Origin of the sequence: Rhizobacter sp. SG703 (genome assembly GCF_012275445.1) — a bacterium.
GTDB lineage: Bacteria > Pseudomonadota > Gammaproteobacteria > Burkholderiales > Burkholderiaceae_C > Rhizobacter.
In genome coordinates, this window is sequence record NZ_JAAZQK010000004.1 from 305084 (window position 1) to 331983 (window position 26900).

At 70.9% G+C, this 26900-nt stretch carries 28 protein-coding genes; 15 read left to right on the plus strand and 13 right to left on the minus strand.

All coding sequences use genetic code 11. From position 1 onward, the window contains the following. Window positions 1-3 precede the first annotated feature (3 nt). A complete protein-coding gene (locus tag FHT26_RS09585) occupies window positions 4-1569 on the minus strand; it encodes an AbfB domain-containing protein (protein WP_168559907.1) in 1566 nt (521 codons plus the stop codon). A gap of 183 nt (window positions 1570-1752) precedes the next feature. On the opposite strand from FHT26_RS09585, the gene FHT26_RS09590 reads away from it, so the two are divergent. Next, on the plus strand, window positions 1753-1974 hold the full coding sequence (locus FHT26_RS09590; protein ID WP_168559908.1) for a hypothetical protein: 222 nt from the start codon (window positions 1753-1755) through the stop codon (window positions 1972-1974). Window positions 1975-2136: 162 nt separating this feature from the next. Continuing rightward, complete coding sequence (locus FHT26_RS09595; RefSeq protein WP_168559909.1) at window positions 2137-2616, plus strand: carboxymuconolactone decarboxylase family protein; 480 nt, start codon at window positions 2137-2139, stop codon at window positions 2614-2616. Here the strand turns inward: FHT26_RS09595 and FHT26_RS09600 are convergent, their stop codons facing one another. Next, on the minus strand, window positions 2617-3579 hold the full coding sequence (locus tag FHT26_RS09600) for a LysR family transcriptional regulator (protein ID WP_168559910.1): 963 nt from the start codon (window positions 3577-3579) through the stop codon (window positions 2617-2619). 154 nt (window positions 3580-3733) lie between these two features. Here FHT26_RS09600 and FHT26_RS09605 point away from each other — a divergent pair, with 154 nt between their 5' ends. The 4 genes from FHT26_RS09605 (at window position 3734) to FHT26_RS09620 (ending at window position 6688) form a co-directional block, all read left to right on the plus strand. Continuing rightward, window positions 3734-4504 carry an SDR family oxidoreductase gene (locus FHT26_RS09605; protein ID WP_168559911.1) on the plus strand — a complete coding sequence of 257 codons (771 nt, stop codon included), beginning with the start codon at window positions 3734-3736 and terminating at the stop codon, window positions 4502-4504. A gap of 48 nt (window positions 4505-4552) precedes the next feature. Beyond that, window positions 4553-5434, plus strand: a complete 882-nt coding sequence (locus tag FHT26_RS09610) for an RNA polymerase sigma-70 factor (RefSeq protein ID WP_168559912.1) — start codon at window positions 4553-4555, stop codon at window positions 5432-5434. A 42-nt stretch (window positions 5435-5476) separates the two neighbouring features. Further along, window positions 5477-5878, plus strand: coding sequence for a TA system antitoxin ParD family protein (locus FHT26_RS09615; RefSeq protein ID WP_168559913.1), 402 nt, complete (start codon window positions 5477-5479; stop codon window positions 5876-5878). Window positions 5879-6115: 237 nt separating this feature from the next. Then, the gene (locus FHT26_RS09620) at window positions 6116-6688 is read left to right on the plus strand and encodes a hypothetical protein (protein WP_168559914.1); all 573 of its coding nucleotides are present in this window, start codon (window positions 6116-6118) and stop codon (window positions 6686-6688) included. Here FHT26_RS09620 and FHT26_RS09625 read toward each other — a convergent pair. Next, a complete protein-coding gene (locus FHT26_RS09625; protein ID WP_168559915.1) occupies window positions 6663-8474 on the minus strand; it encodes a cellulase family glycosylhydrolase in 1812 nt (603 codons plus the stop codon). The genes FHT26_RS09620 and FHT26_RS09625 overlap by 26 nt on opposite strands. 144 nt (window positions 8475-8618) lie before the next feature. On the opposite strand from FHT26_RS09625, the gene FHT26_RS09630 reads away from it, so the two are divergent. Beyond that, window positions 8619-9098 carry a DUF4275 family protein gene (locus FHT26_RS09630; protein ID WP_168559916.1) on the plus strand — a complete coding sequence of 160 codons (480 nt, stop codon included), beginning with the start codon at window positions 8619-8621 and terminating at the stop codon, window positions 9096-9098. Between the two features lie 45 nt (window positions 9099-9143). Here the strand turns inward: FHT26_RS09630 and FHT26_RS09635 are convergent, their stop codons facing one another. Next, complete coding sequence (locus FHT26_RS09635) at window positions 9144-10913, minus strand: ATP-binding protein (protein ID WP_168559917.1); 1770 nt, start codon at window positions 10911-10913, stop codon at window positions 9144-9146. A 349-nt stretch (window positions 10914-11262) separates the two neighbouring features. Between FHT26_RS09635 and FHT26_RS09640 the strand changes: the two genes are divergently transcribed. Beyond that, complete coding sequence (locus FHT26_RS09640) at window positions 11263-12942, plus strand: ABC-F family ATP-binding cassette domain-containing protein (RefSeq protein ID WP_168559918.1); 1680 nt, start codon at window positions 11263-11265, stop codon at window positions 12940-12942. On the opposite strand, the gene FHT26_RS09645 is transcribed toward FHT26_RS09640, so the two are convergent. After that, the gene (locus tag FHT26_RS09645; protein WP_168559919.1) at window positions 12912-13814 is read right to left on the minus strand and encodes a LysR substrate-binding domain-containing protein; all 903 of its coding nucleotides are present in this window, start codon (window positions 13812-13814) and stop codon (window positions 12912-12914) included. The genes FHT26_RS09640 and FHT26_RS09645 overlap by 31 nt on opposite strands. A 129-nt stretch (window positions 13815-13943) precedes the next feature. Here FHT26_RS09645 and FHT26_RS09650 point away from each other — a divergent pair, with 129 nt between their 5' ends. Next, the gene (locus FHT26_RS09650; protein WP_168559920.1) at window positions 13944-14381 is read left to right on the plus strand and encodes a carboxymuconolactone decarboxylase family protein; all 438 of its coding nucleotides are present in this window, start codon (window positions 13944-13946) and stop codon (window positions 14379-14381) included. A 6-nt stretch (window positions 14382-14387) separates the two neighbouring features. On the opposite strand, the gene FHT26_RS09655 is transcribed toward FHT26_RS09650, so the two are convergent. After that, on the minus strand, window positions 14388-14825 hold the full coding sequence (locus tag FHT26_RS09655) for a hypothetical protein (RefSeq protein WP_168559921.1): 438 nt from the start codon (window positions 14823-14825) through the stop codon (window positions 14388-14390). Between the two features lie 151 nt (window positions 14826-14976). On the opposite strand from FHT26_RS09655, the gene FHT26_RS09660 reads away from it, so the two are divergent. Beyond that, the gene (locus FHT26_RS09660; RefSeq protein ID WP_168559922.1) at window positions 14977-15507 is read left to right on the plus strand and encodes a hypothetical protein; all 531 of its coding nucleotides are present in this window, start codon (window positions 14977-14979) and stop codon (window positions 15505-15507) included. 19 nt (window positions 15508-15526) lie between these two features. Here the strand turns inward: FHT26_RS09660 and FHT26_RS09665 are convergent, their stop codons facing one another. After that, complete coding sequence (locus tag FHT26_RS09665; RefSeq protein ID WP_168559923.1) at window positions 15527-16135, minus strand: hypothetical protein; 609 nt, start codon at window positions 16133-16135, stop codon at window positions 15527-15529. 242 nt (window positions 16136-16377) lie between these two features. Between FHT26_RS09665 and FHT26_RS09670 the strand changes: the two genes are divergently transcribed. The 5 genes from FHT26_RS09670 (at window position 16378) to FHT26_RS09690 (ending at window position 20704) form a co-directional block, all read left to right on the plus strand. Beyond that, window positions 16378-17445 (plus strand): zinc-binding metallopeptidase family protein, encoded by a 1068-nt coding sequence (locus FHT26_RS09670; RefSeq protein WP_168559924.1) that lies wholly within the window; start codon window positions 16378-16380, stop codon window positions 17443-17445. Window positions 17446-17515: 70 nt separating this feature from the next. Next, window positions 17516-17983: an Rrf2 family transcriptional regulator gene (locus FHT26_RS09675; RefSeq protein ID WP_168559925.1), complete on the plus strand. Its 468-nt coding sequence runs from the start codon at window positions 17516-17518 to the stop codon at window positions 17981-17983. Next, window positions 17967-18905, plus strand: coding sequence for an NAD(P)/FAD-dependent oxidoreductase (locus FHT26_RS09680; protein WP_246867810.1), 939 nt, complete (start codon window positions 17967-17969; stop codon window positions 18903-18905). Before FHT26_RS09675 ends, FHT26_RS09680 begins: the two co-directional genes overlap by 17 nt. Window positions 18906-18964: 59 nt before the next feature. Beyond that, window positions 18965-19174 carry a hypothetical protein gene (locus FHT26_RS09685; protein ID WP_168559926.1) on the plus strand — a complete coding sequence of 70 codons (210 nt, stop codon included), beginning with the start codon at window positions 18965-18967 and terminating at the stop codon, window positions 19172-19174. Window positions 19175-19258: 84 nt separating this feature from the next. Further along, window positions 19259-20704, plus strand: a complete 1446-nt coding sequence (locus tag FHT26_RS09690; protein WP_168559927.1) for a CoA transferase — start codon at window positions 19259-19261, stop codon at window positions 20702-20704. 8 nt (window positions 20705-20712) lie between these two features. Here FHT26_RS09690 and FHT26_RS09695 read toward each other — a convergent pair whose 3' ends face one another. The 6 genes from FHT26_RS09695 to gmhB form a co-directional block, all read right to left on the minus strand. Then, on the minus strand, window positions 20713-22065 hold the full coding sequence (locus FHT26_RS09695) for a sigma 54-interacting transcriptional regulator (RefSeq protein ID WP_168559928.1): 1353 nt from the start codon (window positions 22063-22065) through the stop codon (window positions 20713-20715). 22 nt (window positions 22066-22087) lie between these two features. After that, the gene (locus tag FHT26_RS09700; protein WP_168559929.1) at window positions 22088-22801 is read right to left on the minus strand and encodes a hypothetical protein; all 714 of its coding nucleotides are present in this window, start codon (window positions 22799-22801) and stop codon (window positions 22088-22090) included. After that, window positions 22791-24215: a sensor histidine kinase gene (locus FHT26_RS09705; RefSeq protein ID WP_168559930.1), complete on the minus strand. Its 1425-nt coding sequence runs from the start codon at window positions 24213-24215 to the stop codon at window positions 22791-22793. Before FHT26_RS09705 ends, FHT26_RS09700 begins: the two co-directional genes overlap by 11 nt. A gap of 285 nt (window positions 24216-24500) precedes the next feature. Next, window positions 24501-25478, minus strand: a complete 978-nt coding sequence (locus tag FHT26_RS09710) for a M48 family metallopeptidase (RefSeq protein WP_168559931.1) — start codon at window positions 25476-25478, stop codon at window positions 24501-24503. A gap of 36 nt (window positions 25479-25514) precedes the next feature. After that, the gene (locus FHT26_RS09715; protein ID WP_210427312.1) at window positions 25515-26258 is read right to left on the minus strand and encodes a lysophospholipid acyltransferase family protein; all 744 of its coding nucleotides are present in this window, start codon (window positions 26256-26258) and stop codon (window positions 25515-25517) included. Beyond that, window positions 26258-26866 (minus strand): D-glycero-beta-D-manno-heptose 1,7-bisphosphate 7-phosphatase, encoded by a 609-nt coding sequence (gene gmhB, locus FHT26_RS09720; RefSeq protein ID WP_168559932.1) that lies wholly within the window; start codon window positions 26864-26866, stop codon window positions 26258-26260. The genes FHT26_RS09715 and gmhB overlap by 1 nt, the downstream gene beginning before the upstream one ends. Between the last annotated feature and the right edge of the window lie 34 nt (window positions 26867-26900).

Genomic DNA, 26900 nt, shown 5'->3' on the forward strand with positions numbered 1-26900 from the left:
GGATCAGCGGCTCAGCTTGATCCAGTTCAAATTCCACCCACCCTGCAGCGCCTTCACCGCGATCTGCTGCTGCCCGGCGCTCAGCTGCACCTGGTGCGAGACCGTGGTCCAGTTCTGCCAGCCGCCGGTCGCCGGCACGCCGAGGCTGCCGTACACCTGCGTGCCGCCGGCGCGCTCCAGTTGCAGCACGCCACCGCCGCTCTGGCTCGCGACGCGGTACTGCACGGTCCACGTGCCGCTGCTCGGCACGTTGACGTCCCACACCACCCAGTCGTTGGCGTCGATGTAGCCCAGGTTCTGCCCGCCTTCGGTGCAGGCTTCGGCCGTCATGCCCTGCATCACCGCGTAGTTCTCGGCCTCCAGCGTGATCGCCGCGCCGGTCAGCAGCGGCGTGCGTGCGAAGGTCGCGTCGTTGCGGTCGAGGTCGCTCGCGATGCCCTCCACGTACAGCAGCGAGTTGCGGTGGCGCAGGTAGCGGCCCGGGAAGTTCCACGATTCGAACGAGGTCGCGCCGGCATTCGCGAGGCCCGCGCGCTGGTTGAAGGTGGCGTCCTGGCGGAACAGCGTCGAGTTGTCGTTCGCGTCGAGCCAGACCTCGCCGTTGCGGTGGCGCAGGTAGCTGTTCGGGTAGTTCACCGACTGGAACGACACGCCGCCGCCGGCCAGGCCCGGCACCATCGTCCAGTTGCCGTCGGCGACCGGCGACACGCTGCCGGCCGGGTCGATGCGGCCACGGCTCGCCTGGTGGCGGATCACGTTGCCGTTGATGTTCTGGCTGGTCCAGGCCGCTTGCGTCGTCGTCGCGGTGCCGGGCTGGTAGACCCGCACGTAGTCGACCAGCATGCGCGCTGGCAGCGCGCCTTCGTCGATGTTGAAGCCAGGCCAGTTGCCGCCCACCGCCATGTTGAGCAGCAGGAAGAAATCGCGCTGGAACTCGTCGGTGCCGCCGGCGTTGTTGCCGATGTCGATCACGTGGTACTGCGTGCCGTCGATGAACCAGCGGATCGTCTTCGGATCCCACTCCACCGCGTACACATGGTAGTCCTGGATGCTGGTGGCCATGTGGCCGCCGTACGACGCGTGGCTGCCGTCGTTGGCCTGCCAGTGCACCGTGCCGTAGACGTCGGCGCCGGTGTTGATCTGCTCCATGATGTCGATCTCGCCCGAGGCGGGCCAGCCGACCGTGGAGATGTTGCTGCCCAGCATCCAGAACGCCGGCCAGGTGCCCAGCTTGCCCGGCAGCGCGATGCGCGCTTCCATGCGGCCGTACTTGAAGCTCTTCCTGCCCTGCGTCTTCATGCGCGCCGAGGTGTAGCGCATGCCGCCGAAGTCTTCGCGCTTGGCCGTGATGACCAGCGCGTCGTTCTCGACCGTCGCGTTCTCGCGCCGGTAGTACTGCTGTTCGTTGTTGCCCCAGCCGCCCGAGCCGGTGCCGGTCTCGAAGACCCAGTCGGGGCCGATGCTGCCGTGGAATTCGTCCTGCCATACCAGCTGCCAGTTCTGCGCGAGCGCGAACGGCGCGCTGAGCAGGCCCAGCAGCAGCGCAAGGAAGAGACGCAATTTCTTCATGGGTTGTCCTCCAACGAAATGTGTGTGGCGATCGGCGCGGCTGCCGGGCACTCTGACGGCACCCATCGCCGGATCCTAGCGGCTTTGCAAGCGGTTTCATACCGCTGCACTTTGCAACGCGCCGCGGGGCGCCATGCCGTGGTGGCACGATGGGGGTCCACATCACTCATCAGGGGAAACACCATGAACGCCACCCACACCAGATCGGGCATCACGGCCGAGCGCATCGCGAAGAAGTTCCAGGGCCTGGCCCAGGCCAACGGCTGGGGCGACAACGAGGACGTGAAGGCCTTCGGCGCGCTGCTCGAGACCTTCTCGGAAGCGATCGACGGCGAGATCGATGCGCTGAAGGTCCAGCTGACCGACGTGGCCGCGCAGGTGCGCAAGCTGATGCCGCCGGCATGACCTGACGCGCGCGCCGCCGGCACCGATTGGTGCCCGGCGGTCAACACCGCGGTCCCTGCCGCAGGCCTACCGCGGCGCGCACCCCGCTCCTACGATCTGCCCATTCCGCACTCCGCAGAAACCGGGCACCCCAGCCGCTCTGGGGACACGAAGGAGCATGTGATGACCCAACGCATCAACTACGTTCACGAGGCGCCTGAACTCTTCAAGAAGTTCGTCGCGTTCAGCACCGCGGTGAAGGACGGCACGATCGAGGAGAAGATCCACGACCTGGTCTCGATCCGCGCATCGCAGCTCAACGGCTGCGGCTTCTGCGTCGACATGCACATCAAGCAGGCGACGATCCACGGCGAGCGTCCGCTGCGCCTGCACCACCTCGCCGTCTGGCGCGAATCGACGCTGTTCGAACCGCGCGAGCGCGCCGCGCTGGCCTGGACCGAGGCGCTGACCACGCTGGGCGCGCAAGGCGTGCCCGACGACCTGTACGAGCGCGTGCGCGGCCAGCTGTCCGAGAAGGAGCTGACCGACCTGACCTACGCCGTGATGAACATCAATGCATGGAACCGCATCAACGTCGCGTTCCGCACCGTGCCGGGCTCGTCCGACGCCGCGTTCGGCCTCGACAAGGCCCGGCTGGCCTGATCACGCGAAGTCGAGCGCGCGCATCTCGGTGGTCATGTGGTCGATGAACACCCGGATGCGCGCCGGCAACTGGTGGCGGCTCAGGTAGCACAGGTAGTGGCCGCCGTCGTCCGGTGCCTGGCCCCCCAGGCAGGCCACCAGCCGGCCGCTGCGCAACAGCTCGCCGGCCTGGTAGGCGGCCACCTGCGCGAGGCCCTGGCCGTCCAGCGCGGCCTGCAGCACCAGGTCGGCATCGTTGAAGGTGTGCTGCGACGACGGCACCAGCTTGCGCGGCTGGCCGTCGACCTTGAACTCCCAGTCGCGCACCCGCCTCGACGCCAGCCGCAGGTTGATGCAGCGGTGTGCCGCCAGCTCGTCGACGCTGCGCGGCAGGCCGTGCTCGCGCGCGTAGCCCGGCGACGCGACCACCCGCAGGCGCATCGGGATCAGCTGTTTCGCGATCACCTGGCTGTCGTCCAGCCGGCCGTCGCGGAAGGCCACGTCGATGCCATCGCCGGTGAAATCGGCCGGGCGGTCGTCGAGCCGCAGGTCGAGCGCGATCTCCGGGTAGCGCGCCTGGAAGCCGCGCAGCAGCGGCGCCACCACCTTGCGGCCGAAGCCCACCGTCGACGCGATGCGCAGCGGCCCGCGCGGCGGGCCCTGGCGCAGTTCACGCATGTCGTCCAGCGCCTGCTGGATGTGGTCGACGCCGACCCGGCAGTTCGCATGGAACAGCTCGCCCTCGCGCGTCAGCGCGGTGCTGCGCGTGGTGCGGTGGAACAGCCGGGCGTCGAGCTGGGCCTCCAGCTTCTGCACGCTGCGGCTGACCGCCGAGCGGCCGATGCCGAGCCGGTCGGCGGCTTTCGCGAAGCTGCCGGCGTCGACGACGGCGATGAAGGCGACCACGCCGGCATAGCTGGCCGCGAAACTGGCGGCCAGCGTGTCGCCGGCCGAGGGTGAAGCGAGCGGGTTCAAGGTGTCCATGCCCTGTAGAACACGCGAGCCCCAAGTCTTGTGACACGCCACTGAAAAAAGATTGGTGCGCGGCGGGCAACAGCGTGGTCCCTGCCGCAGGGCTTCCGGCGGCGGCAGCCGCTGCCTAGCATCCCCTCCACCCTGCAACCCCTGAAAGTCCCCCATGAAGATCGTCGTGATCGGCGGCTCCGGCCTGATCGGCAGCAAGCTCGTGCAACGCCTCGCCCGCAGCGGCCACGAGGTGCTGGCCGCCTCGCCCAACTCCGGCGTCAACACGCTGACAGGCGTCGGCCTGCCCGCTGCGCTGGCCGGCGCGAAGGTGGTGGTCGACGTGTCGAACTCGCCGTCGTTCGCCGACGACGCGGTGATGAGCTTCTTCCAGACCTCGACCCGCAACCTGCTGGCCGCGGCCGCCGCCGCCGATGTCGGGCACCTCGTCGCGCTGTCGGTGGTCGGCACCGAGCGGCTGCAGGCCAGCGGGTACTTCCGCGCCAAGCTCGTGCAAGAGGCGCTGATCAAGGCCTCGCCGCTGCCGTACACGCTGGTGCACTCGACGCAGTTCTTCGAGTTCCTCGGCGGCATCGCGCAATCGGGCACCGAGGCCGACGGGCAGACGGTGCGGCTGTCGCCGGCCTGTGTCCAGCCGATCTCGTCCGACGACGTGGCCGATGCGATGCACGACGTGGCGCTCGGCAAGCCGCTGCGCACGACGGTCGAGATCGCCGGGCCGGAACGCATCGGGCTGGCCGAGATGGTGCGCCGCTATCTGGCCGCCAAGGGCGACCCGCGGCGTGTCGTCGACGACCCGCACGCGCGCTACTTCGGTGCCCAGATCGACGACCGCACGCTGGTGGCCGGCGACGACGCGCGCCTCGGCACGGTGCCGTTCGCGCAGTGGTTCGCCGCGCAGGCATCGACGCCCGCGCCGACGTAGCGCGGGGCCGGGTTGCCACAGAATGGGTCCCTCGAACGCCTTCGCCCGATGGACACCGCCTCGCTCACCTTCAACAGCCTGCGCCCCCGGCTGCGCGGCATCGCCTACCGCATGCTCGGCTCGCTGGCCGAGGCCGAGGAGGTGGTGCAGGACACCTGGCTGCGCTGGCACGAGGCCGGCTACGTCGCGCGCGACGACCCGACCGGCTGGCTGGTCACCGTCGCGACCCGCTTGTCGATCAACCGGCTGCGCGCCGCGAAGGTCCAGCGCGAGCACTACGCCGGCCTGTGGCTGCCCGAGCCGGTGCTGACCGATTCGCCCGATTCGCCGGAGCAGATGCTGGAGCGTGCCGACAACCTGTCGGTCGCCTTCCTGCTGATGCTGGAGCGGCTGACGCCCGAGGCGCGCGCGGCCTTCCTGCTGCGCGAGGTGTTCGATGCCGACTACGACGAACTGGCCAGCGCCATCGGCAAGAGCGAGGCCGCCTGCCGCCAGCTGGTGCACCGGGCCCGCGTGCAGTTGCGCGAGGAGCGGCCTCGCTTCGAGGTGTCGCCCGACACGCACCGGCGTTTGCTCGGCCGTTTCGCGCAGGCGCTGACCGGCGGCGATTTCTCGGCGCTGAAGGCGATGCTGGCCGAGGATGCCGAGCTGATCGGCGACGGCGGCGGCAAGGTGCCGAGCTTCGGGCGGCCGATGCTGGGCGGCCAGCGCATCGCGCAGCTGCTGTTCTCGGCCAACCTGCGGTGGAAAGACGAGCTGCGCATCGAGCTCGCGCTGATCAACGGCGAATGGGGGCTGCTGCGCTTCTTCAATGGAATGCTCGAATCGGCGCAGTCGTGCGAGACCGACGGCGAGCGCATCGTGCGCATCCACGTGCAGCGCAATCCGGACAAGCTGGTGCGGGTGGCGAAGGCATTCGGGGGGTGCTGACGGCACCTTGTTATGTCGTGAAACGCCACATAAGATGACGGCATGGCCAAATCGATCCGCGTCTCCGACGGCGTCTATGAACTTGCTGCTGCGGCGGGCGAGGCGGTGCACCGCTCGCTGGCAGAGCAGGTCGAGTACTGGGTCCGCCTGGGAGCGGCTCTCGACGCGGCCGGCATCACGATGGAAGAATCGCTGCTCTTGCTGCAGGGCGATCCATCCGTCAAGGACCGGATCCTGGCCCACGTCACGTCGACCCCTGGCAAGACCCGCCGGCGCAAGATCTACACCGGCGCATCGTCGATCACCGCCAGGAAGGCGGAATTCGAGCGCGCCGTCGAGCGCGGTGAACGCGATCCGGAGAGCCTGTTCCTCTTCTCCCGCGAACGGGTGAAGGCCGCCAAGGTCGCCGAGCGCCTGCCCGCGAAGCCGGGCAAGGGATGGTGACACGGCGCAGGGCCGCCGAAACACCATGGCATTTGGTGGAGAAACTGCTGAGCGTCTGCGACGACAACGAGGTGCTCGTCGGCGGCCAGGCGCTGATGTTCTGGGTGGCCCGGTACGGCCTGAGCGTACCGAAGCAGTTGCCGGTCATCTCGCAGGACGCCGACTTCCTGACCCAATCGCCCACCGCGACCGACTCCGTCGAGAAGTTCGCGCGAGCCATTCACGGCAAGGCCCGCTTTGCGCGACGCCAGGCGCCTCACGTCGCTGGTGGGGCAGGTCGAGCTCGATCTCTCGGCCGAGGAGTTCGTCAACGTCGACGTGATCTTCAAGGTGATCGGCCTCGACGCGAAGAAGGTCTTGCAACGCGCGATGCACATCGAGTTCGGCCAGCACGGTTTCCTGGTGATGCATCCACTCGACCTGCTGTGCAGTCGCACGGCCAACTTGCACGAGTTACCTGACAAGAAGAACGAGAAGGGTGCGCTACAACTCGGCTTGGCCATCTCCGTCGCACGCGAGTTCCTCCGCGAGACGGCCGCGGGGATTGCCCCTGCTGACACCGCCGCCGGCCGCAGCCCCCTCCAACCGCTGGTCTCGGAAATCGAGCGCCTGGCCCTCAGCGATGCCGGCCGCAAGGTCGCCGCGCGCTGGCAGCAGCATGGCCGACGCGATCGACCCGAGCCTGATCCTGGCCGGCCCGTTCTGGTCGCGCAAGTGGCCGACGCTGCGGGCCCTGATGTCGGCCGGGCACGCCGCCCGGTTCACGCCGCCCGGTTGAGCGCGCTCACTGCACGCCGGGTGTCACGCTGAACCAGTTCAGGTTCCAGCCGCCGCTCTGCGCCTTGAAGCCGAACTTGTGCGTGCCCGCGGTCAGCGTCAGCGTGGCCTTGATCGTCGTCCAGTTCTGCCAGCCGCCGGTGGCCGGCACCGAGACGGTCGCATACACCGGTGCGCCGCCGGCCTCCTCGAACGAGAACCAGCCGCCGCCGTTCAGGCTCGCGACGCGGAACGCGATCGTGTAGGTGCCGGTGCTGGGCACCGTGATCGGCGTGCCGGCGTACGACAGCCAGTCGCCGGCGTCGATGTAGCCGACCGACTGGCCGCCGCCGCTGTCGGTGGTGGCCTCGGTCTGCACGCCGCTCATCTGCGAGAAGCTGCTGGCCTTCACCGTCGCGAGCGGCGTCGAACCGCTGCCGTCGGCCCGCTCCACCTGCAGCCAGTTCAGGTTGAAGCCGCCGGTCTTCGTCGACACGCCGAGCACCTGCTTGCCGGCCTTCAGCGCGACCACGTGCGACACCGTCGACCAGTTCTGCCAGCCGCCCGTGCCGGCGATGTCGACCGTGCCGAACACCGGCGTGCCGCCGCCCTGCTCCAGCTGCAGGCTCGCACCGCCGGCGGCCGCCGCGACGCGGTACGAGACGCGGTAGTTGCCGTCGGCCGGCACGTCGACCGCATAGGTCATCCAGTCGCCTGCGTCGATGTAGCCGAGGTTGCTGCCACCGTCCGCATCGGTGGTGGTTTCGACCTGCACGCCCGACATCTGGCACCAGCTCTCGGCCTGCAGCTTCGCTGGCAGCGCGGTGTTGGCGCAGGCGGCCGGCGGCGGCGTGCCGCCCCAGCCGCGCACGATGCTGCGCGCGAGCTTGCCGGACGCGGTCAGCGCCGATTCCGGCCAGCCGCCGGTCGAGCTCGCACCCGAGGCGAGCGCGGCCGAGCCTTCCGGCGCATCGTCGAGCGCCCAGTTGGCATTGCTCAGGTTGTGGGCCTTCATGAAGGCGACCCAGGCATTGGTCTCGTCGGTGGCGACGCCGCCGTTGCCGTCGGCATTGACCGAGCCCCATTCGGTGACGAACAGCGCCAGGCCGTTGGCCATCGCCGTGCTCGCCTTGTCGCGCAGGAACTGGCCGTGCGTGCCGGCATAGAAGTGCAGCGTGTAGGCGATGTTCGCGTAGCCGGTGATCGGGTCGCGCGACGCCACGTCGGCGTCCTGCGACCAGTTCGGCGAGCCGACGATGACCAGGTTGTCGGGGTCGATCGCGCGGATCGCGCCGATCACCGCCTGCGCATACGGCTTGACGTTGCCGCTCCAGCTCGCGTCGTTCTTCGGCTCGTTGTAGATCTCGTAGATGACGTGGTTGTTCTTGCCGTAGGTGCGCGCCATCTCCTGGAAGAACTCGATCGCCTGCGCCTGGTACTGGTAGGCGTAGTGCGAATGCCAGTCGATGATCACGTACAGGTCGTTCGCGATCGCCGCGTCGACCACTGCCTTCAGCCGCGCCTTGTTCGACGCCGGGTCCTGCAGGTAGCCGCCGGCTTCGTCCACGCCCATCGCCGCGCGCACGACCGTGGCCTTCCAGTCCGACTTCAGCCAGCCCACCGTGCTCGCGTTGTAGAAGCGCGCACCCGGCCAGCCGTTGTTGCTCCAGTAGTAGCTGACGCCCGACAGGCTGCCGGGCGTGCCCCCCACCAGCAGCTGGTTGCCGCGCACCGACAGCGCCGGCACGTCGGCCAGCGCGGGGCCGGCCGCGGCCGCCGACAACAGCGCGGCGGCGAGGACTGCACGCCACGACGACACGGAATTCCTGTTCGACACCATCACGCTCCCTTTCGTTTGAAACCGTTTTCAAAATTGAAGGCCGAGGGTAGGCGAGATTCCGCGCCGGAGGTGTCCAGCCCGCGGTAACAGCGGGTTTCAGTGCGCTGGTTTCGGTGAGCGATCCGCTGCGCTAGAGTGCGCGCGATGGTCGATCGCCGTCTCCACGAACCGCTGGTCGCGCCCGGCCGGGTCACCGCCACCTTCACGAAGCCGGAGGTGGCTGCGCTGGTCGCGCAGTGGCTCGAGGTCTTCGGCCTCGACCGCTTCGGCGTCAACACACGCGCCTACCTGTGGCATGTCTTCAGCAACGAGCGCTACCCGAATGTGTCGGGCGAGGCGGCGCAGGCCGCGTACGACCAGCAGCAGGCGCCCGGCTACATCGTGCTGTCGAATGACCGCGACCTCGCGTTCACCACCGACCAGCGCCCGGTGCGGGCGATGCTGCGCGACTACCAGGTCTTCCCGCCGAACCTCGCGTGGACGATGTCGTTCACGCACGAGGACGGCTGGCTCGGGCCGTACTTCGCGAAGCACCCGCAGTACGACACGCTGAACGCCGCCAACCTGGCGAAGCTGCAGAAGGCGCGCGACATCGAGGCCGCGCGGCGCAAGGGCTGGTTGTGAGCGCGAGGCAGCCGGGAGCGGGCCGCGTGGAGTTCCGCTGCTGCGTCACCAGGTCGACGCCGGCGGCGTGCGATGCCCGGTCCAGCGCTCGATCACCGACGCCAGCATCGCGGTGCTGACCGGCTTCGTGACGACGTCGTTCATGCCGGCCTCCAGGCAGCGCTCGCGGTCGCCGTCGAGCGCGTCGGCGGTCAGCGCGACGATCGGCGTGTAGCCGCCCTGCTCGCGCTCCCACGCACGGATGTGGCGCGCCGCGTCGTGGCCGTCCATCACCGGCATGTGCAGGTCCATGAAGATCAGGTCGTGCCGGAACGCCTGCGCGGAGCGGAATGCGGCGGCACCGTCGGCCGCGATGTCGACCTCGCAGCCCAGCTTCACCAGCATGCTGTGCAGCACCATCTGGTTGACCGGGTCGTCTTCGGCCAGCAGCACGTGCGCACGCAGCGGGCCGCGCGGCGCGGCCGGTTCGGCGGCCTGCGCGGTGGGCGACGGCGACGGCGTCGCGGTCGACTTCTTCATCGCCAGCTCGACCCAGAAGGTCGAGCCGACGCCCGGTTCGCTGCTGACACCGATGTCCCCCCCCATCAATTCCACCAGCTGCTTGACGATCGCGAGGCCGAGCCCGCTGCCGCGGTGGCGGCGCGTGCTGCTGCCGTCGACCTGCGTGAATGCATCGAAGATCAGCCCGAGCTGGTCGGCCGGGATGCCGATGCCGGTGTCCTCGACCCGAAAGCGCAGCCGCACCGCTTGCGGCGTGTCCTCCTGCAGCGTGACCACCAGCGCGACGGTGCCGCGCTCGGTGAACTTGATCGCGTTGTGCAGCAGGTTGACCAGCACCTGGCGCAGCCGCACCGGGTCGCACTCGACGACGGCCGGCAGCCCGGTCGGCAGCGAGCAGTTCAGCGTGACCGGCTTGTCGCGGCCGGCGAAGCTCATCAGCTCGACGGTCTCGGCAGCCAGCGCGCCCACGTCGACCGCGGTCGGGTGCAGCGTGAGCTTGCGGGCCTCGATGCGCGACAGGTCGAGCACGTCGTCGATCAGCGCGAGCAGCGCCATCGCCGAGCGGTGCGCCGTCTTCGCATAGCGGTGCTGCTCGGGCTGCAGCGCGGTGGACAGCAGCAGTTCGGTGGTGCCGAGGATGCCGTTCATCGGCGTGCGGATCTCGTGGCTCACCATCGCGAGGAACTGCGACTTCGCGCGGCTCGCCTGCTCGAGGCTGTCGACCAGCTCTCGCGCCGAACGCACCGCGACGCGCATGCGGTTGCGCAGCCGCTCGATCACCAGGCCGGTCACTGCCAGGTACGCGCCGAGCACGTACATCGTCGCGGCGATCGCCAGCCGGTCGATCCATTGCACCGCGGCCGGCTCGTAGACCCACAGCCACAGTGCGTAGACCAGGTAGGCCACCACCGTGACATGGTTGAACCAGAACGCGCGCCGGAAGCCGAAGCCGACCTGGTCGGCCACCCGCATCAGCAGCAGGTAGGCGAAGAACAGGTTCGACTTCTCGAGGTAGTGCAGGTTCGCGATCCACACCAGCACGTCGACATGGAACAGCAGCATGGCCAGGTCGAGCCGGCCGGTGCGCTGCCAGCCCCAGCGCAACGCGATCCAGCCGAGCCCGGCGTACAGCAGGTTGATGCCGATCAGCGCCAGCTGCGGCGGCGCCAGCGCGGTGCCTTCGCGCCCCGCCTGCAGCACCACCATCAGGCAGACGATCACGAAGCCGATCGTGCGGATCGCGGGGATCTGGACCGTGTGGACGCGGCGCGCGTTGCCGGCCTTGCGCGCAGCCAGCTCGCCGGCCTCGAGCATGAGGCCGGGCTCGTCGCCGGGACCGGGGGCTGTCGTCTCCACGTCGCGCCTTTGCTGCGTCAGCGGTCGCTGGTTTGCGGACGATGGTACGCGTCCTACAGCGCCGCAGGGCAGCGCTTGCGGCCTTTGGTAGCCTCGTTTGCAGCCGCTCATCCTCCAGAGTGAGGATGCGGCGCCGCCCGGCCCCTGGTGCGTTGACGCGGTGCGACGCCGCCGCTAGGATCGCCGCCTCCCCTCACCCTGCCTGGCAGACCGATGCGCCGCTGAGCCTTTCCTTCGAACGCCGTTCCACGCCCTTCATGCGGCGTGGCGTGCCTGCTTCCTCGGAAGCTTCCTCGGAAAGCCAGCCATGTCATCGATCTCCACGGGCCGACGCCCGTCCGGGGCGCATCCGTCCGCCCCTTCTGCTTCGTCCTTCGCTTTTCAGCTGCACGACCTGCAATGGCGCACGCCCGACGGCCGCTCGCTGTGGTCGGTCCCGTTGTCGCTGGCGATCGGGCCCGGGCGGCTTGGCATCGTCGGGCGCAACGGCGTCGGCAAGAGCGTGCTGGTTCGACTGCTGACCGGCGACCTGGCCCCGTCGGAGGGATGCGTCGAACGTGCCGGCCGCGTGCACCTGGTGTCGCCGCCGTTGCTCGCGCACGATCCGCGTCGCGTGGCCGATGCGATGGGCGTGGCCGGCGCGCTGGCGGCCGTCGACCGCCTTGCCGCAGGCCTCGCGACAGCCGACGACCTGCTGCTCGCCGACGGCCACTGGGACTTGCCCGCGCGCATCGCGCAAGGGCTCGCCGACGCCGGCCTGCCTCGCCTCTCGCCCGACACGCCGATGGCCGCGCTCAGCGGCGGCGAGCGCATGCGCGTCGCGCTGGCCGGCGCGATGGTGGCCGACGCCGACACTCTGGTCCTCGACGAGCCGACCAACCACCTCGATGCACCGGCGCGCGCATGGCTGCAGCGCTGGCTGAGGCAGTGCAAGCGCACCGTGGTGCTGGTCAGCCACGACCGGCCGCTGTTGCGCGCGGTCGACCGCATCGTCGAGCTCGGACCGCGCGGCCTGTCGGTCTACGGCGGCGACTACGCGCTGTACGCCGCCCAACGCGACGCCGAAGCGGCAGCCGCCGACGCTGCGCTCGCCCGTGCACGCGCCGAGCGCGACACGGTGCTGGCCCGGTTGCGCCGCGAGCACGACGCGCGGCAGCGCCGGCAGGCGCAGGCACGCGAGAGCGCGCGCAGCGCGAACCTGTCGGCGATCGCGATCAACGGCATGCGCGAAACGGCCGAGGCGACCCAGGCGCGCGACATGAAGCGCGACGCCGGCACGCGCGGCGCGCTCGACGCGGCGGTGCGGGACGCCGCGCGCCGCGTCGCGCACGCGCCGGCGGTGTTCGTCGCGCTGCCCGCCAGCCGGGTCGTGCCCGGCAAGCGGGTGCTGCGCCTGGACGGCCTGCAGCTTCCGCACGGCGACGCGCCGCTGTGCGACGGCTCGGTCAGCGGCCCGGCGCGCATTGCGCTGACCGGCCCGAACGGCTGCGGCAAGAGCACGCTGCTGCGCGTGCTCGCCGGGCTGCTCGCGCCAGCCGCGGGCAGTGCGACGCTGCATGTGCCGTTCGCGATGCTCGACCAGGACGGCGCGGCCTCGCTGCCAGCGCAGCGGTCGCTGCTCGACCACCTGCGCATGCTCGACTGTCCGCTGCCGCCCGGCGAGCTGCGCACGCGGCTGGCCCAGCTCCGGCTGGATGCGGCGCGGGTCGTGCTGCCGATGGGCGCGCTGAGCGCGGGCGAACGCCTGAAGGCCGCGCTCGCCTGCGCGCTGTGGCGCCGCGAGCCGGCCTGCCTGCTGTTGCTGGACGAGCCGACCAACCACCTCGACCTCGACAGCACGCTGGAACTGCAGCGCGCGCTGCAGGATTTCGAAGGCGCGTTGCTGGTGGCCAGCCACGATGCGGAGTTCGTCGAGGCGCTGCGGCCATCCCACCGATGGCAGTGGCCGACCCGCGCTCACTGCGCCAGCGCGGCCGGCACCTGCTGAACCAGATGGTCGACCAGCGCGCGCACCGACGGCAGCATGCCGCGGCGGCTGACGAACACCAGGTGGATCGCCTGCTCGGGCGTGCTCCAGTCTTTCGCGACGTGCACCAGCGTGCCGCCCTGCAGCCCCCGCCAGGCCACCCGCAGCGGCAGCAATGCCACGCCCACGCCGCCGACCGCCGCCTCGTACTGCACCGTGAAGTCGGAGCACAGCAGCCGCGGCCGGTGCGGCAGCCGGCATTCGGCCCCTTGCGACGAGACCAGCGACCACACCTGCTGGCCGCCCTCGCGCTGGCCGCCGATGGTGTCGAAGGGCTCGACCTGCGTCGGTGCGTCGATGGCCGGCCGGCCGGCGAGGTACGACGGGCTCGCGACCAGCACCATGCGGCCGGACGCGATGCGCCGCGACACCAGGCCCGGGTCCTCGAGCCCGGTGTCGCGCACGCGCAGCGCGAGGTCGATGCGCTCCTCGATCAGGTTGACCAGCCGGTCGGTCGATTCGATCTCGACCCGCACCTTCGGGTGCTGGCACATGAAGTCCGCGACGATGCGGGCGACGTGGAACTGCGCGATCGCGACCGGGCAGGTCATGCGCACGGTACCGGCCGGCGATGCGCTGAGCTGCTCGACCGCATGCTGCGCCGCTTCGGCCTCGACCAGCATCGCGGCGCAGTGCGCGTAGAACACCTGGCCGGCTTCGGTGAGCGACAGCCGCCGCGTGCTGCGCTGGAACAGCCGCACGCCCATGCGTTCTTCCAGCAGCGAAATGCGCCGGCTGAGCTTGGATTTGGTGATGTGGGTGATGCGCTCGGCCGCGCTGAAGCCGCCGTGCTCGACGATCAGCGCGAAGTAGCGCAGGTCGTTCAGGTCCATCGATTAAGCACGTTCATAGAACAATGAGTCCTGAAAAGGCCGTCTTATCGGAGATTGGGATCGCGAATATCGTAACTCCCGTGCTGCAACCGCCCCGCACCGGGGCATTCACCGAAGGAGTCACGACACATGGAACCCCGCCTCGATTTCTACCAGGCCGGCCCCGATGCGATGAAGGCGATGGGCGCGCTCGAACGGCGCATCGCGACCTGCGCCCTGGAGAAGCCGCTGGTCGAGCTGGTGCGGCTGCGCGCCTCGCAGGTCAACGGTTGCGCCTACTGCGTGGACCTGCACGCCGCCGATGCGCTGAAGGCGGGCGAAGACCCACGCCGGCTGGCGACGCTGTCGGTGTGGCACGAGGCGCCGTTCTTCAGCGACCGCGAGCGTGCCGCGCTGGCCTGGACCGAGGCGCTCACGCGCGTCGCCGACTCGCACGTGCCCGACGCGGTGTGGGCGCAGGTCCGCCCGCAGTTCACGCCGGAGGAGATCGTCGACCTGACGCTGCTGGTCTCGACGATCAACGCCTGGAACCGGTTCGCGATCGCGTTCCGCAAGCTGCCGGCGTGACGGCGCTCACTTGCGTTCGAGATCGTCCGGCGCAACGCCCGACGCCGCCGGCTCCGCCGGGCCGATGGTGCGCGTGACGAGCTCGCGGTAGATGCCGCCGGCGGCGGCGCTGCCGCTGGTCGTGCCCTGCCCTTGCATGCGGGCTTCGCAGTCCTTGCGATCGTCGATCGGCAGCGCCGCGCAACGCTTCGTCGCGTTGCGCGCCAGGCTGGGATCGGCCTCGGGCAGCCGGCCACCCTGCGACGCGGCGAGCGCGGCGCGGGCCTCCTGCATGCAGGTCGCACGGTCCTGGTTGGAGCGGCCGCTGTTGCAGACGGCGCTGTCGTGCTCGAAGCGGGCGCGGGCCGATTGCTGGGCGGCCTTGTCGGCGGCCATCGCCGCGGGCGCGGCGAGCACGATCAACGGTGCCAGCGCGAGCGAGCGAATCAACGTGGAGGTCTTCATCAACGGCTCCTTCAGTGTGGATCGCTGAAGTCTGGGCACCGGCGGCCACAGCGTCTGTCGGACGGCGGGCCGAAGGCTGCGCAGGATCCGCCTACGCGGCTTGCTTACCTCGCGTTGCGGACCCGCGCAACGGATGCGCGAAAATCGCCCGATGCCACACACCACCACGCTCAACGCCCTGCTGGCGACCCTGCTTGCCGCCAGCGCTGCCACCGCTGCGGCGGCCACGCCCACCGCCAGTGCCACGTTGCTCGCCCGCTCGACGCTGGTCGGCGTGCAGGCCGCGATGCGCGAGGCCCGGGCCGGCAACAAGATCGGCGTCGACGCCGCCACCTGCGTGCAGGCGCTGCAGCCCGCGGCGCTCGTGCCGGTCTTCGAGACCGCGGTGAAGGACAACTGGAGCGCCGCCGACGTCGACGCGATCGAGGCCTTCCTCGCGACGCCGGCCGGCCGCAAGTACACCGAACGCAGCGTCGTGCAGGCGCGGCTCGACGCCGGCGAGCCGCTGACGGCGCCGATGCCCGAGTACACCGAAGACGAGCTGGCCGCGCTCAACCGCTTTCGCAAGACGCCGGCCGGTGCGCAGCTGGTGTCGCGCAGCGAGTTCGCGAACGAGCGCTCGCGCAAGGCCATCCAGGCCCGCCTGCTGGAACTGCTGACCGGTTGCCGCGCGGTGCCCTGACGAGGGCTGCTGCGTCAGGTCACTTCGGGCGCTTCAGCACCGCGATGCCGCGTGCCGCGGCCTGCAGCCCCGGCTCGACCTTCGCGAGGTCCACCCGCTCGCTGAAGTGGCGCTGCAGCGGCGTCAGTTCCGCGCGGCGCTTCAGTGCGATGCCGCGCGCGGTCGAACTCAGCGCATTGAAGATCGATTCGCTGGCCGGGCCCCAGGTCCGCGCGTCCTGCAGCAGTTCGCCCGCCGGCAGCTGCGCCGGCGCGCCCGGCAGGCCGGCCGATGCGACGCGCCGCAGCTGGCCGATCCGGGCCGCGAGCGCATCGCTGCGCAGCGAGCCGACCACGCTCAGCACCATCAGCGCGTGCTCGTCGAGCCTCGCGGCACCGCTGCCGGGCCGCCCGCCATCGAGCCGGCCATCGACGTGGGTCACCTCGAGGTCGCTCTCGCGCAGCCGCAACTCGATGGCCTTCATGCCGCTGCCCGGCAGCACGCGCACCTGGAAGCTCGCATCGCCGGCATGGCAGATGCGGTAGAAGCCGTTGTCGGGCCGGATCAGGTGGCTGTCTTCGGTGACCGACTCGCGGATCCTGCGGACCTGTTCGGCCCAATCGGGGGCAACGCGCAGCGTGAACATCATCGGCCTTTCCCTTTCCACGTCCTTGTCGTACGTCGCTGTCCGGTGGTCGGATGCAAGGTCCCCGGACCGGACCTGCCATTGTGGTGGAGCTTGCGTGACAGATGCGAGAACCCGCCCTTCAGGGTGGGTGCCTCGGCGCCCCCCTCCTTGAGGGGGAGCGACAAGCGAATGCGACTTCGTCCTACAGCTCGACGGCCCGATCGGCTCGCGACCGGCGCAGCACCGCGCCCTATCCTCGTCGGATGAAGACACTGGCTTGCGAACGCTGCGGACTGCGCGTGTTCTTCGAGAACGTGGCCTGCGAGCGCTGCGGCGCCGCACTCGGCTTCGTGCCCGACGAACTCGAGATGGGCGCCTTCGAGATCGCGGACGACGGCGCGTGGCAGCGGCTGCGCGACGGCGCCGCGGCGCAGAAGCCCTGCCACAACTACACCAGCGCGCAGGCCTGCAACTGGATGGTGCCGGCCGACAGCGACGCAACGCTGTGCACCTCGTGCCAGACCACGCACATCCTGCCGGCGCTCAGCGAGCCGGACAACCTGGTGTCGTGGCGGCTGATCGAACAGGCCAAGCGGCGGCTGGTCTACAGCCTGCTGTCGCTCGGCCTGCCGGTGCGCAGCAAGGCCGACGACCCCGAGCACGGCGTGTGGTTCGAGTTCCTGCAGGAGCTGCAGCCCGGCCAGCGCGTGATGACCGGCCACGACAACGGCACCATCACGTTGAACGTCAGCGAGGCCGACGATGCGCGCCGCGAGCAGACGCGCACCGAGATGCACGAGCCGTACCGCACGCTGCTCGGCCATTTCCGGCACGAGATCGGCCACTACTACTGGGACCTGCTGGTCGACGGCACGCCGTGGCTGGACGAGTTCCGCACGCTGTTCGGCGACGAACGGGCCGACTACGCGCAGGCACTGCAGGCCCACTATGCGGCGCCGCGCGCCGACTGGCCGGAGCAGTTCGTCAGCGCGTACGCGAGCGCGCACCCGTGGGAGGACTGGGCCGAGTGCTGGGCCCACTACCTGCACGTGCAGGACGGGCTGGAGACCGCGTCGGCCTGGGGCTTGCAGCTCGCGTCGCCGGGCGGTGCGCCGGTGCGCGCGGCGGCGCTGGAATTGCGCGACGGTGCGTTCGCGCCGGCACTGGTCGAGCGCTGGCTGCCGATCTCGCAGTTCATCAACGCGATGTCGCGCAGCCTCGGCTCGCACGACGCCTACCCGTTCGTGGTCCCCGAACCGGTGGTGCGCAAGCTCGACTTCGTGCACCGCGTGGTGACGGCAGCGGGAGCTGCGCCCGGCAAGGCCGCCTGAGCCCTCGCCGCGGGCGGGGTCATTCGCCGAGCCGGCGGCGTTCTTCAAATCATGCAACTCATAATGTTGCATGAAAAGAGACAGCAAGCTTTCCGGCGTCCTGCACGTGCTGCTGCACATGGCCGAGCTGAAGGGCCCGGCCACGTCGGAGTCGCTCGCCGCGGCGATGCAGACGAATCCGGTCGTCGTGCGCCGGCTGATGACCGGCCTGCGCGAAGCGGGCTTCGTCGCGTCGGCCAAGGGGCATGGCGGCGGCTGGGTGCTGTCGTGCCCGCTGGATGAAGTGACGCTCGGCGACATCCACGCGGCGCTCGGCTCGCCGGCGCTGCTGGCGCTCGGCAACCGCACCGAAAGCCCGGGCTGCCTGGTCGAGCAGGCGGTCAACGCCGCGCTCGACAGCGCCTGCCACGACGCCGAGGCGCTGCTGCTGAAGCGGCTCGGGCAGGTCACGCTGGCCGACCTGTCGAACGATTTCCACCGCCGCATGCTGGCCGGCGGCCATTCACCGAAGGACCTGGACCATGCACATGCCCATTGAATCCCCCCATGACGCCATCGTGATCGGCGGCAGCTTCGCCGGCCTGTCGGCCGCGATGCAGCTGGCCCGCGCGCGCCGGCCGGTCTGCGTCGTCGACGCCGGCGCACCGCGCAACCGCTTCGCCGCGCATTCGCACGGCTTCTTCGCACAGGACGGCACGCCGCCGTTCGAGCTGATCGCCGCCGCCCGCGAGCGGCTGCGGGCCTACCCGTCGGTGCGCTTCGTCGACGGCCGCGCGGTCGATGCGCGCCGGGTCGACGACGACACCGGCGGCGGCCAGCGCTTCACGGTGTCGCTCGACGACGGCAGCACGCTCGCCGCGCGCCGCCTGCTGCTGGCGGTCGGCGTGCAGGACGTGCTGCCCGAGATCGACGGCCTGCAGCCCCGCTGGGGCACGAGCGTGCTGCACTGCCCCTACTGCCACGGCTACGAGTTCGGCGGCCAGCGGCTGGGCGTGCTGTACGCCTCGCCCGAGTCGGTGCACCACGCGCTGCTGATCGCCGACTGGGGCCCGGCGACGCTGCTGCTGAATGGCAACGCGATCGACGACGCGTCGAGCGAGCTGCTGCGCCAGCACGGCGTCGCGGTCGAGCCGGCCGTGGTCAGCGGCCTGGAAGGCCCGCTGCCGCACCTCGCCGGCGTGCGGCTGGCCGAGGGGCGACTGCTGCCGCTGGAAGCGATGTTCATCGCGCCGCGCGTGCGCATCGCCGCGCCGCTGGCGTCGGCGCTCGGCTGCGAGATCGTCGACGGCCCGATCGGCTCGATGCTGCGCGTCGACGAGCTGAAGATGACCAGCGTGCCGGGCGTCTACGCGGCCGGCGATGCGGCGCAGATGCGGCACAACGCGACGCTGGCGTCGGCCGACGGCGTGCTGGCCGGTGTCGCGCTGCACCGGTCGCTGGTGGCGGGGCTGGGCGACTGACGGCGCTGCGGGCATGTGGATTGCCGCCTGCCTCGCATCACCGCCGAAAGGACCTTGCCATGACGAAACCCACCGACCGTTCCGCGCCGCCGTCGTACACGCCGGCCAGCACGCCGACCGCGCGCGAGGACCGCCGGCCGGGGCCGCCGCCGAAGGACGACGACAACGCGCTGGAGTCGATCGGCAAGGCGGTCAGCCAGCCGGTGCGCGGCGCGGCCGAGCCGGACGAGAAGCAACAGACGGGCGACGCCGCGAAGAAGCCGCGCTGATCGCCGTCGCGGGCGCCGCGCGGTTGACCCGCATCGCCCGGCGGTGTCGAATGCGCGCCATCGTCACCAGGCCGGGAGTTCCGCGTGCCATCCGATGTTCGTGAGGGTCGTGAGACCGGCGGCACCGATTCCGCCCGGCACGCACTGGCCGGCTTGTGGGAACAGGCCGGCCTGCCGCCCGCCGCGCTCGACCACATCGACGTTCCCGGCAACGCGCCGGTGCTGCCCAGTTCGTTCGCCGTCGCCGATGCGATCCAGGCCAGCATGGCGGCCGCGGCCGGCGCGGCCGCCGAGCTGTGGCACCTGCGCCACGGCCGCCGCCAGCAGGTGCGGGTGCCGCGCGAGCAGGCGGTGCTGGAGAGCTGTGCGCACTTCACGCTCGACGGCCGCGCGCCGCAGGTGTGGGACAAGCTGTCGGGCCTGTACCGCTGCGGCGACGTTGCGGGCGCGCCGGGCTGGGTGCGCCTCCATGCGAACTTCGCGCACCACCGCGACGGCGCGTTGAAGCTGCTCGGCTGCCCGGTCGGCGACCGCACCGAGCGCAGCGCGGTCGAGCAGGCCTTGCGCGGCTGGCGCGCCGGCGAGTTCGAAGACGCCGCGGCGCAGGCCGGCCTGGTCGTCGCCGCACTGCGCAGCTTCGACGAATGGGACCGGCATCCGCAGGCCCTTGCGCTGGCCGACGAACCGGTGGTGCGCATCGACCGCATCGGGGACGCGCGCCCGATCGATGCGCCGCCCTGCACCGCCGCCGACCGCCCGCTGCACGGGATGCGCGTGCTCGACCTGACGCGCATCCTCGCCGGCCCGGTGGCCGGCCGCACGCTGGCGGCCTACGGCGCCGAGGTGCTGCTGCTGAACGCCCCGCACCTGCCCAACATCGAGGCCATCGCCGAGACCAGCCGCGGCAAGCGCTCGGCCCACCTCGACCTGCGCGAGCACGCCGGCCGCGAACGGCTGCAGGCCTTGCTGGCCGACGCACAGGTGTTCGTGCAGGGCTATCGGCCGGGCGGGCTGGCAGCGCTCGGCTTCGGAGCGGCACAACTGGCCGCGCTGCGGCCGGGCATCGTCGCGGTGTCGCTGTCGGCCTACGGCGCGAGCGGGCCGTGGTCGGCGCGGCGTGGATTCGATTCGCTGGTGCAGACCGCCACCGGCTTCAACGACGCCGAAGCCCGTGCCTCGGGTGCCGCGAAGCCGCAGGCGCTGCCTCTGCAGGCACTCGACTACGCGGCTGGCTACCTGCTGGCTTTCGGCGCGCAGGCCGCGCTGTGGCGCCAGGCGCGCGAAGGCGGCAGCTGGCATGTGCAGGTGTCGCTCGCGGGGGTCGGCCGCTGGCTGCGTTCGCTCGGGCGGGTCGACGGCGGCTTGTCCGCCCAGGCACCCGACATCGCGCCCCACCTGGTCAGCGAGCCGTCGGGCTTCGGGCGCCTGGTCGCGGCGCGGCATGCGGCGCAGTTCTCCGAGACGCCACCGCTGTGGCGCTGGCCGTCGATGCCGCCGGGCACGCACGACGCCGTGTGGCCGCCGCGCTGAGCAGGCGGTCAGTCGTCTTCCGCCGCCGCCTTGAACTGCCCCGGCGTCAGCCCGTTGCGCTGCAGCAGCCGGTAGAACTCGGTGCGGTTGCGGTCGGCCAGCCGCGCCGCATCGGCCGCGTTGCCGTCGGTCAGCTTCAGCAGGCCGACCAGGTAGTCGCGCTCGAAGCGCTCGCGCGCCTGCGCATAGGTCAGCACCTCGACCGTCGGCACGCGCAGCGCGCGCTGCACCAGCGTCAGCGGGATCAGTGGCGTGGTCGTCAGCGCGCACACCTGCTCGACCACGTTGTGCAGCTGGCGCACGTTGCCGGGCCAGCTCGCGGTGGTCAGCGCCTTCATCGCCTCGGGCGCGAAGCCGTTGAAGCGCTTGCCGTACTTCTCGCCCAGCGTCGCGAGGAAGTGGTTCACCAGCAGCGGGATGTCGTCGCGCCGCTCGGCCAGCGTCGGCAGGTGCAGCGACACCACGTTGAGCCGGTAGTACAGGTCTTCGCGGAACTGGCCTTCGGCCATCGCGGCGTCGAGGTCGCGGTGCGTGGCCGACAGGATGCGCACGTCGACCGGCACCGCCTGGCTCGCGCCGACCGGGCGCACCGAACGCTCCTGCAGCACGCGCAGCAGCTTGACCTGCAGCGCCGGCGGCATGTCGCCGATCTCGTCGAGGAACAGCGTGCCGCCGTCGGCGGTGACGAACAGGCCGCGGTGGTTGGCCACTGCGCCGGTGAACGAGCCCTTCACATGGCCGAACAGCTCGGATTCGAGCAGGGCCTCGGGGATCGCGCTGCAGTTCACCGCGACGAAGGGCTTCGCGGCGCGCGGGCTGGCGCGGTGGATGGCCTGCGCGAGCAGCTCCTTGCCGCTGCCGCTCTCGCCGCGGATCAGCACGCTGGCGTCGGACGCGGCCACCATCTTCGCCTCGCTGAGCAGCTCGGTCATGCAGCTCGATCGGCTGACGATCGCGGCACGCCAGGCGCCGTCGCCGTCTTCGCCGCGCGGCACCGGCGGCGCGAGCGCCAGCGCCTGGTTCACCTTGTCGAGCAGCGCCTTGCCGTCGAACGGCTTGGTCAGGTAGCTGAACACGCCGCGCGCGGTGGCTTCGACCGCATCGGGGATGGTGCCGTGCGCCGTCAGCAGGATCACCGGCAGCGCCGGGTGGCGCGAGCGGATCTCGTCGAACAGCGCAAGGCCGTCGCGCCCGGGCAGTTGCACGTCGCTCACCACCAGCTGCGGCCGCGCGACGGCCAGTTGCGTCAGCGCCGCCTCGGCCGATTCGACCGAGGTCACGCGGTGGCCGGCCGCGCCGAGCCGCATCGACAGCAGCTTCAGCAGGTCGGGATCGTCGTCGACGAGCAGGATGTTGGCCATCGGAGGCGCGGGCGGCGGGGTCTCAGGGCGCCTTCGGCGCGGGCGCGGTGGGGGCGGCCGACGCGGCCGCCGGCACCGGCGTCACCGGCACCGCGGCGGCGCCCGAGCCGGGACGGGTCGTCATGCTGCGCTCGATCGCCTTCAGCGCTTCGAGCTTCTCGTTGAGCTGCTGCAGCGTGCGCTGCTGGTCGCGGCGCTGCGCGGCCTCGCGGTTGAAGGCATCCTCGAGCCGGCGCTGCTCGCCGATGCGGGCGAGCAGCAGGCGGGCCATCGGCTGCCAGGGTTGCAGCTCGGGGGCGCCGGCCTTCACGACCGATTCGAGCAGTTGCACCGCGCGCGTCACGTCGCCGCCGTTGTGCTGCTGCGAGAGCGCGAGCGCCAGTTCGAGCACCGCGCCGGTCGGCGCCGCCGAAGTGTTCGCGCTGACGATGGCGTTCAGCCGCGTGATCTCGTTGCCGAGGTCGGCCGCCGACATCTGACGCAGCTGCTCGTGGTAGCCGAGGATCTGCCGCGACACCTGGTCGGCCGGCTCGGGCGGGCTCGGCACCATGATCACGACGGCCGACGCAGCCGGCGCCGGCGCGGCGACCGGCGCCGACGCGGCGGGCGCGGGCGGCGGCGGCTCGGCCGGCGGCGTCACGCAGGCGGCCAGCGACATGGCCAGCAGCGACGGGGCCCACAGCGGCGTGCCGAGCCAGGCGGGAGCGCAACGAAGGACGGGACGACTAACGCGCATGGGGCAATTCGATGTGAAAGTGAGCGCCGGAGCTGCCGTCGTCCATCAGTTCGACCTGGCCGCCATGGGCCGTGACGTACTCGTGCACGATCGACAGGCCGATGCCGCTGCCGCGCACCGCGTCGCCCGGCTGGCGTTCGCCGCGGTAGAAGGGCTCGAACACGCGGGCCCGGTCGGCAGCCGCAACGCCCGGCCCCTGGTCGACGATGTCGATGCAGGCGCGACCGGGCACGCGGGTCACGGAAAAACGGATGGTAGCGCCGAGCGGGCTGAAGCGTATCGCGTTCGACAAAAGGTTACCCAGCGCGGTGCCGAGCTTGTCGGCATCGACCTCGGCGCTCAGCGGTTCGCCCTCGACGACCACCGCGAGCTGGCGGGCCTGCCACTGCAGCCGCTGCTGCGCGACCAGGTCCTTGATCAGCGCGGTCAGCTCGGTCTTGCGGCGCACCAGCTGGCGGGCCTCGAACGCCGCGGCGTTGAAGCGCAGCAGGTCTTCGATCTGGCTTTGCAGCACGTGGGTGTTCTGGCGCAGGATGCGCGCGACCTCGCGCTGGTTCTCGCTGAGCTCGCCGGTGACGCCGTCCTCTAGCAGCGAGACGCCTTCGCGCAGCGCGGCCAGCGGCGTCTTCAGCTCGTGCGAGACGTGGCGCAGGAAGCGCGACTTGTCGGAATCGAGCTCGGCCAGCCGCAGCCGCAGCCATTCGAGGCGGCGGCCGAGCAGGCGCACGTCGGTCGGTCCCTGGATGTCGATCGGCTGGTCGAGCCGGTTCTCGCCGAGGCTGACGACCGCGCGCTCCAGCCGCTTCAGCGGCCGCGCGAGCCACAGCCCGAAGCCGAGCGCGAGCACGATCGAGATGCCGATCGCCGCGAGGATCTGCCGGCCGAGCTGGGTGCGGCCGGCCTCGAGCTCGTTCATCAGCACCTGGTTGCGCGCCTCGGTGGCCAGGCGCACCTGCTCGGCGATCGCGGCGTTGATCGACTCGAGCTCGCGGAACGCGGTGGTGACGGTGACCTCGCGCAGCCGGATCGCCGGCTCGGGGCCGCTCAGCTGGGCCTCGATGTCGGCCTCGGTGGCGCGCCAGTCGGCGGCCAGGTTCGACGGGATGCGGTTGTCGGCCAGCCGGGCCAGCGCCGAGGTGGCATCGCGCGCGGCCTCTTCGAAGCGCTGGCGCAGCACCGGGTCGTCGAGCACCAGGTACTGGCGCGCGGCGCGCTCCATCGCGACGGTGCGTTCGGCCAGCACCTGCGCATCGGCGGTGTGCGCGACGGCCTGGCGCGCGCCTTCGCTGCTCTGGCGCAGCAGGCCTTCGAGCTGGAACAGGCCGCGCAGCGAGGCCGCGCTGAGCAGCGCGGCGATCAGCAGGAAGGCGACGAGCAGCAGCTGGCGGAAAGAGTATCTGTTCAGGCTAAACATGGGCCCCCCAGTCGCTTCGCTCCCGCCCCCAAGGGGCGCCTCCCAGCGGCCCGGCAACGCCGGTTCCGCGGGAGTGCATGGGCCCCCCAGTCGCTTCGCTCCTGCCCCCAAGGGGCGCCTCCCAGCGGCCCGGCAAAGCCGGTTCCGCGGGAGTGCATGGCCCCCCAGTCGCTTCGCTCCTGCCCCCAAGGGGCGCCTCCCAGCGGCCCGGCAAAGCCGGTTCCGCGGGAGTGGCTTGATGGACGCCCTTCACTGCGGTCGGGCTCGCAGTGCCAATCGGGGTCGTCAGTCAAACACCGGGAGGACGTCATCCTTGAGGGTACCGCGCACCTGTTCGTAATCCGGCATCACCGAGCGCACCACATCCCAGAAGCGCGGGCTGTGGTTCATCTCGCGCAGGTGCGCCAGCTCGTGCGCGACGACGTAGTCGATGCTGGGCATCGCGAAGTGGATCAGCCGCCAGTTCAGCCGGATGCGGCCGTCGGCGCTCGCGCTGCCCCAGCGCGTCTGCGCCGACGACAGGCTCAGCCGCGTGTAGCGCACGTTCAGCTGCGCCGCGAAATGCCGGCAGCGGTCTTCGAAGATGCGCCGCGCCTGGCGCTGCAGCCAGCTCTGCACCGCATCGCGGATCTGCTCCGGCGCGGCCGTCTGCGGCAGCCCCACGTGCAGCGTCAGCCGCGGCACGCCGGGCAGCGCCGCGGCATCGGTGTTCAGGATCGCGCCGGTGGCCCGCGAATCGAGCACGATGATCACCGTCTCGCCGAGGAACGGGATGCCGGTGCCGTCGCGCCAGTCGACCTTGGCGGCCTGCAGCCGCTGCCCGCGCTGCTGCTGCTCGACCAGCTTGCGCAAGATCCAGCCGGCCTTCTCGCGCAGCGCGGCCTCGATGTCCTGCTGGCCGACCCACTTCGGCGCCGCGACGCTCAGGCCTTCGGTGCCGACGACGAAGCCGATGCTGGTGCGGCGCGCACGCCGCAGCGCATAGCCGACCAGGTGATCGTTCAGGCGGATCTCGCGCTGCGCCTGCGGATGGCGGAAGACGGCGGGTTGCAGGCTGGACACCGCAGGCGGAGCGACGGGCGAAAGGACCGGCGCGCGCGGCACCGGCGAGGCATCGGCGACCGGCGGGCGCAACGGCGCGCGCGGCAGCGAAGGCCAGAGGGAGGGGGATGCGGAAGAGGGTGAAGACGACGACACCGGCGGAGGCGACTCATCGAACAGCGACAGCTGCGATTCTTCGGGGCCCGGCACAGGTCGAGTCATGGGCCGCGATTGTAAGAGCGGCTCCTCGACTTTTTGCTATTGCGTCGAATACGCCTCGGGATCGATGCGCCGCATCTCCGCCTCGATCCAGGCCTCGACCTCGCGCATCAGCTCGTCGGCCTGGCGCCCGGCCGGCGCGATCGGCTTGCCGATCGACACGGTGACCAGGCCCGGACGGACCAGGAACGACTTGCGCGGCCAGCAGCGCGCCGAGTTGACGGCGATCGGCACCACCGAGGCGCCGGTCGCCACCGCCAGCCGCGTGCCGCCGGTCTTGTAGGTGCCCTGCTGGCCGCGCGCGATGCGCGTGCCTTCGGGGAACATGATCACCCAGTTGCCCTGCGCCATGAAGCGCTGGCCCTGCTCGGCGACGCGCGACCAGGCCTCGGTGCGCTTGCTGCGGTCGATGTGCACCATGTCGAGCCGCGCCATCGCCCAGCCGAAGAACGGGATGTACAGCAGCTCGCGCTTGAACACGTAGCACAGCGGGCGCGGCATCAGCGTCGGGAACGCGAAGGTCTCCCAGGTCGACTGGTGCTTGGGCAACAGGATGGCCGGGCCGTCGGGCAGGTTCTCCATGCCTTGCACCTGGTAGCGCACGCCGCAGATGAAGCGGCAGCCGGTGATCGCGATGCGCAGCCAGAAGGTGGTGAACCAGAACAGCGGCGTGCCGCGGATGAAGATCGACGCGACCAGCGAGAACACCGCCCACGGGATCACGGTGGCGGCCATCCACAGCACGAACAGCAGCGAACGAAGCGCCGCAATGAATTTCGACATCAATCGAGCCTTCCGAATCCGGAGTCGGTCTTGCCGGAGGCGCCGCGCAGCGTGCGCTCCTGCTGGATCATGTGTTCGGCGAATGCCGCCAGGTCGGCGTGCACCTGCAGGCCGGGTACCTTCTCATGCAACTGCGCGAGCTGCACGTCGTCGAGCGCAGCGCCCTTGCCGGTGCGCACCAGGTGCGGCGGGCAGCCGGCCGCGACCGCCGCTTCGAGGTCGCGCAGCGAATCGCCGACCACCGGCACGTTCTTCAGGTCGACGCCGAAGCGCTCGCCGATCTGCAGGTACAGGCCGGGCAGCGGCTTGCGGCAATCGCACTGATCCTCGGGCGTGTGCGGGCAGAAGAACACCGCACTGACGCGCCCGCCGACGCGCGCGAGCTGCACGTTCATCTTCGCGTGCATCAGGTTCAGCGTGGCCATGTCGAACAGCCCGCGGCCGAGGCCCGACTGGTTGGTCGCGACCACCGTCTGCCAGCCGGCATGGTTGAGCCGCGCGATCGCCTCGAGCGTGCCCGGCATCGGCACCCATTCGTCGACCGTCTTGACGAAGTCGTCGCGGTCTTCGTTGATGGTGCCGTCGCGGTCGAGGATGATCAGGTTCATGGCGTCGGACCTCGGGAGGCGTGCTTCGCGGGGC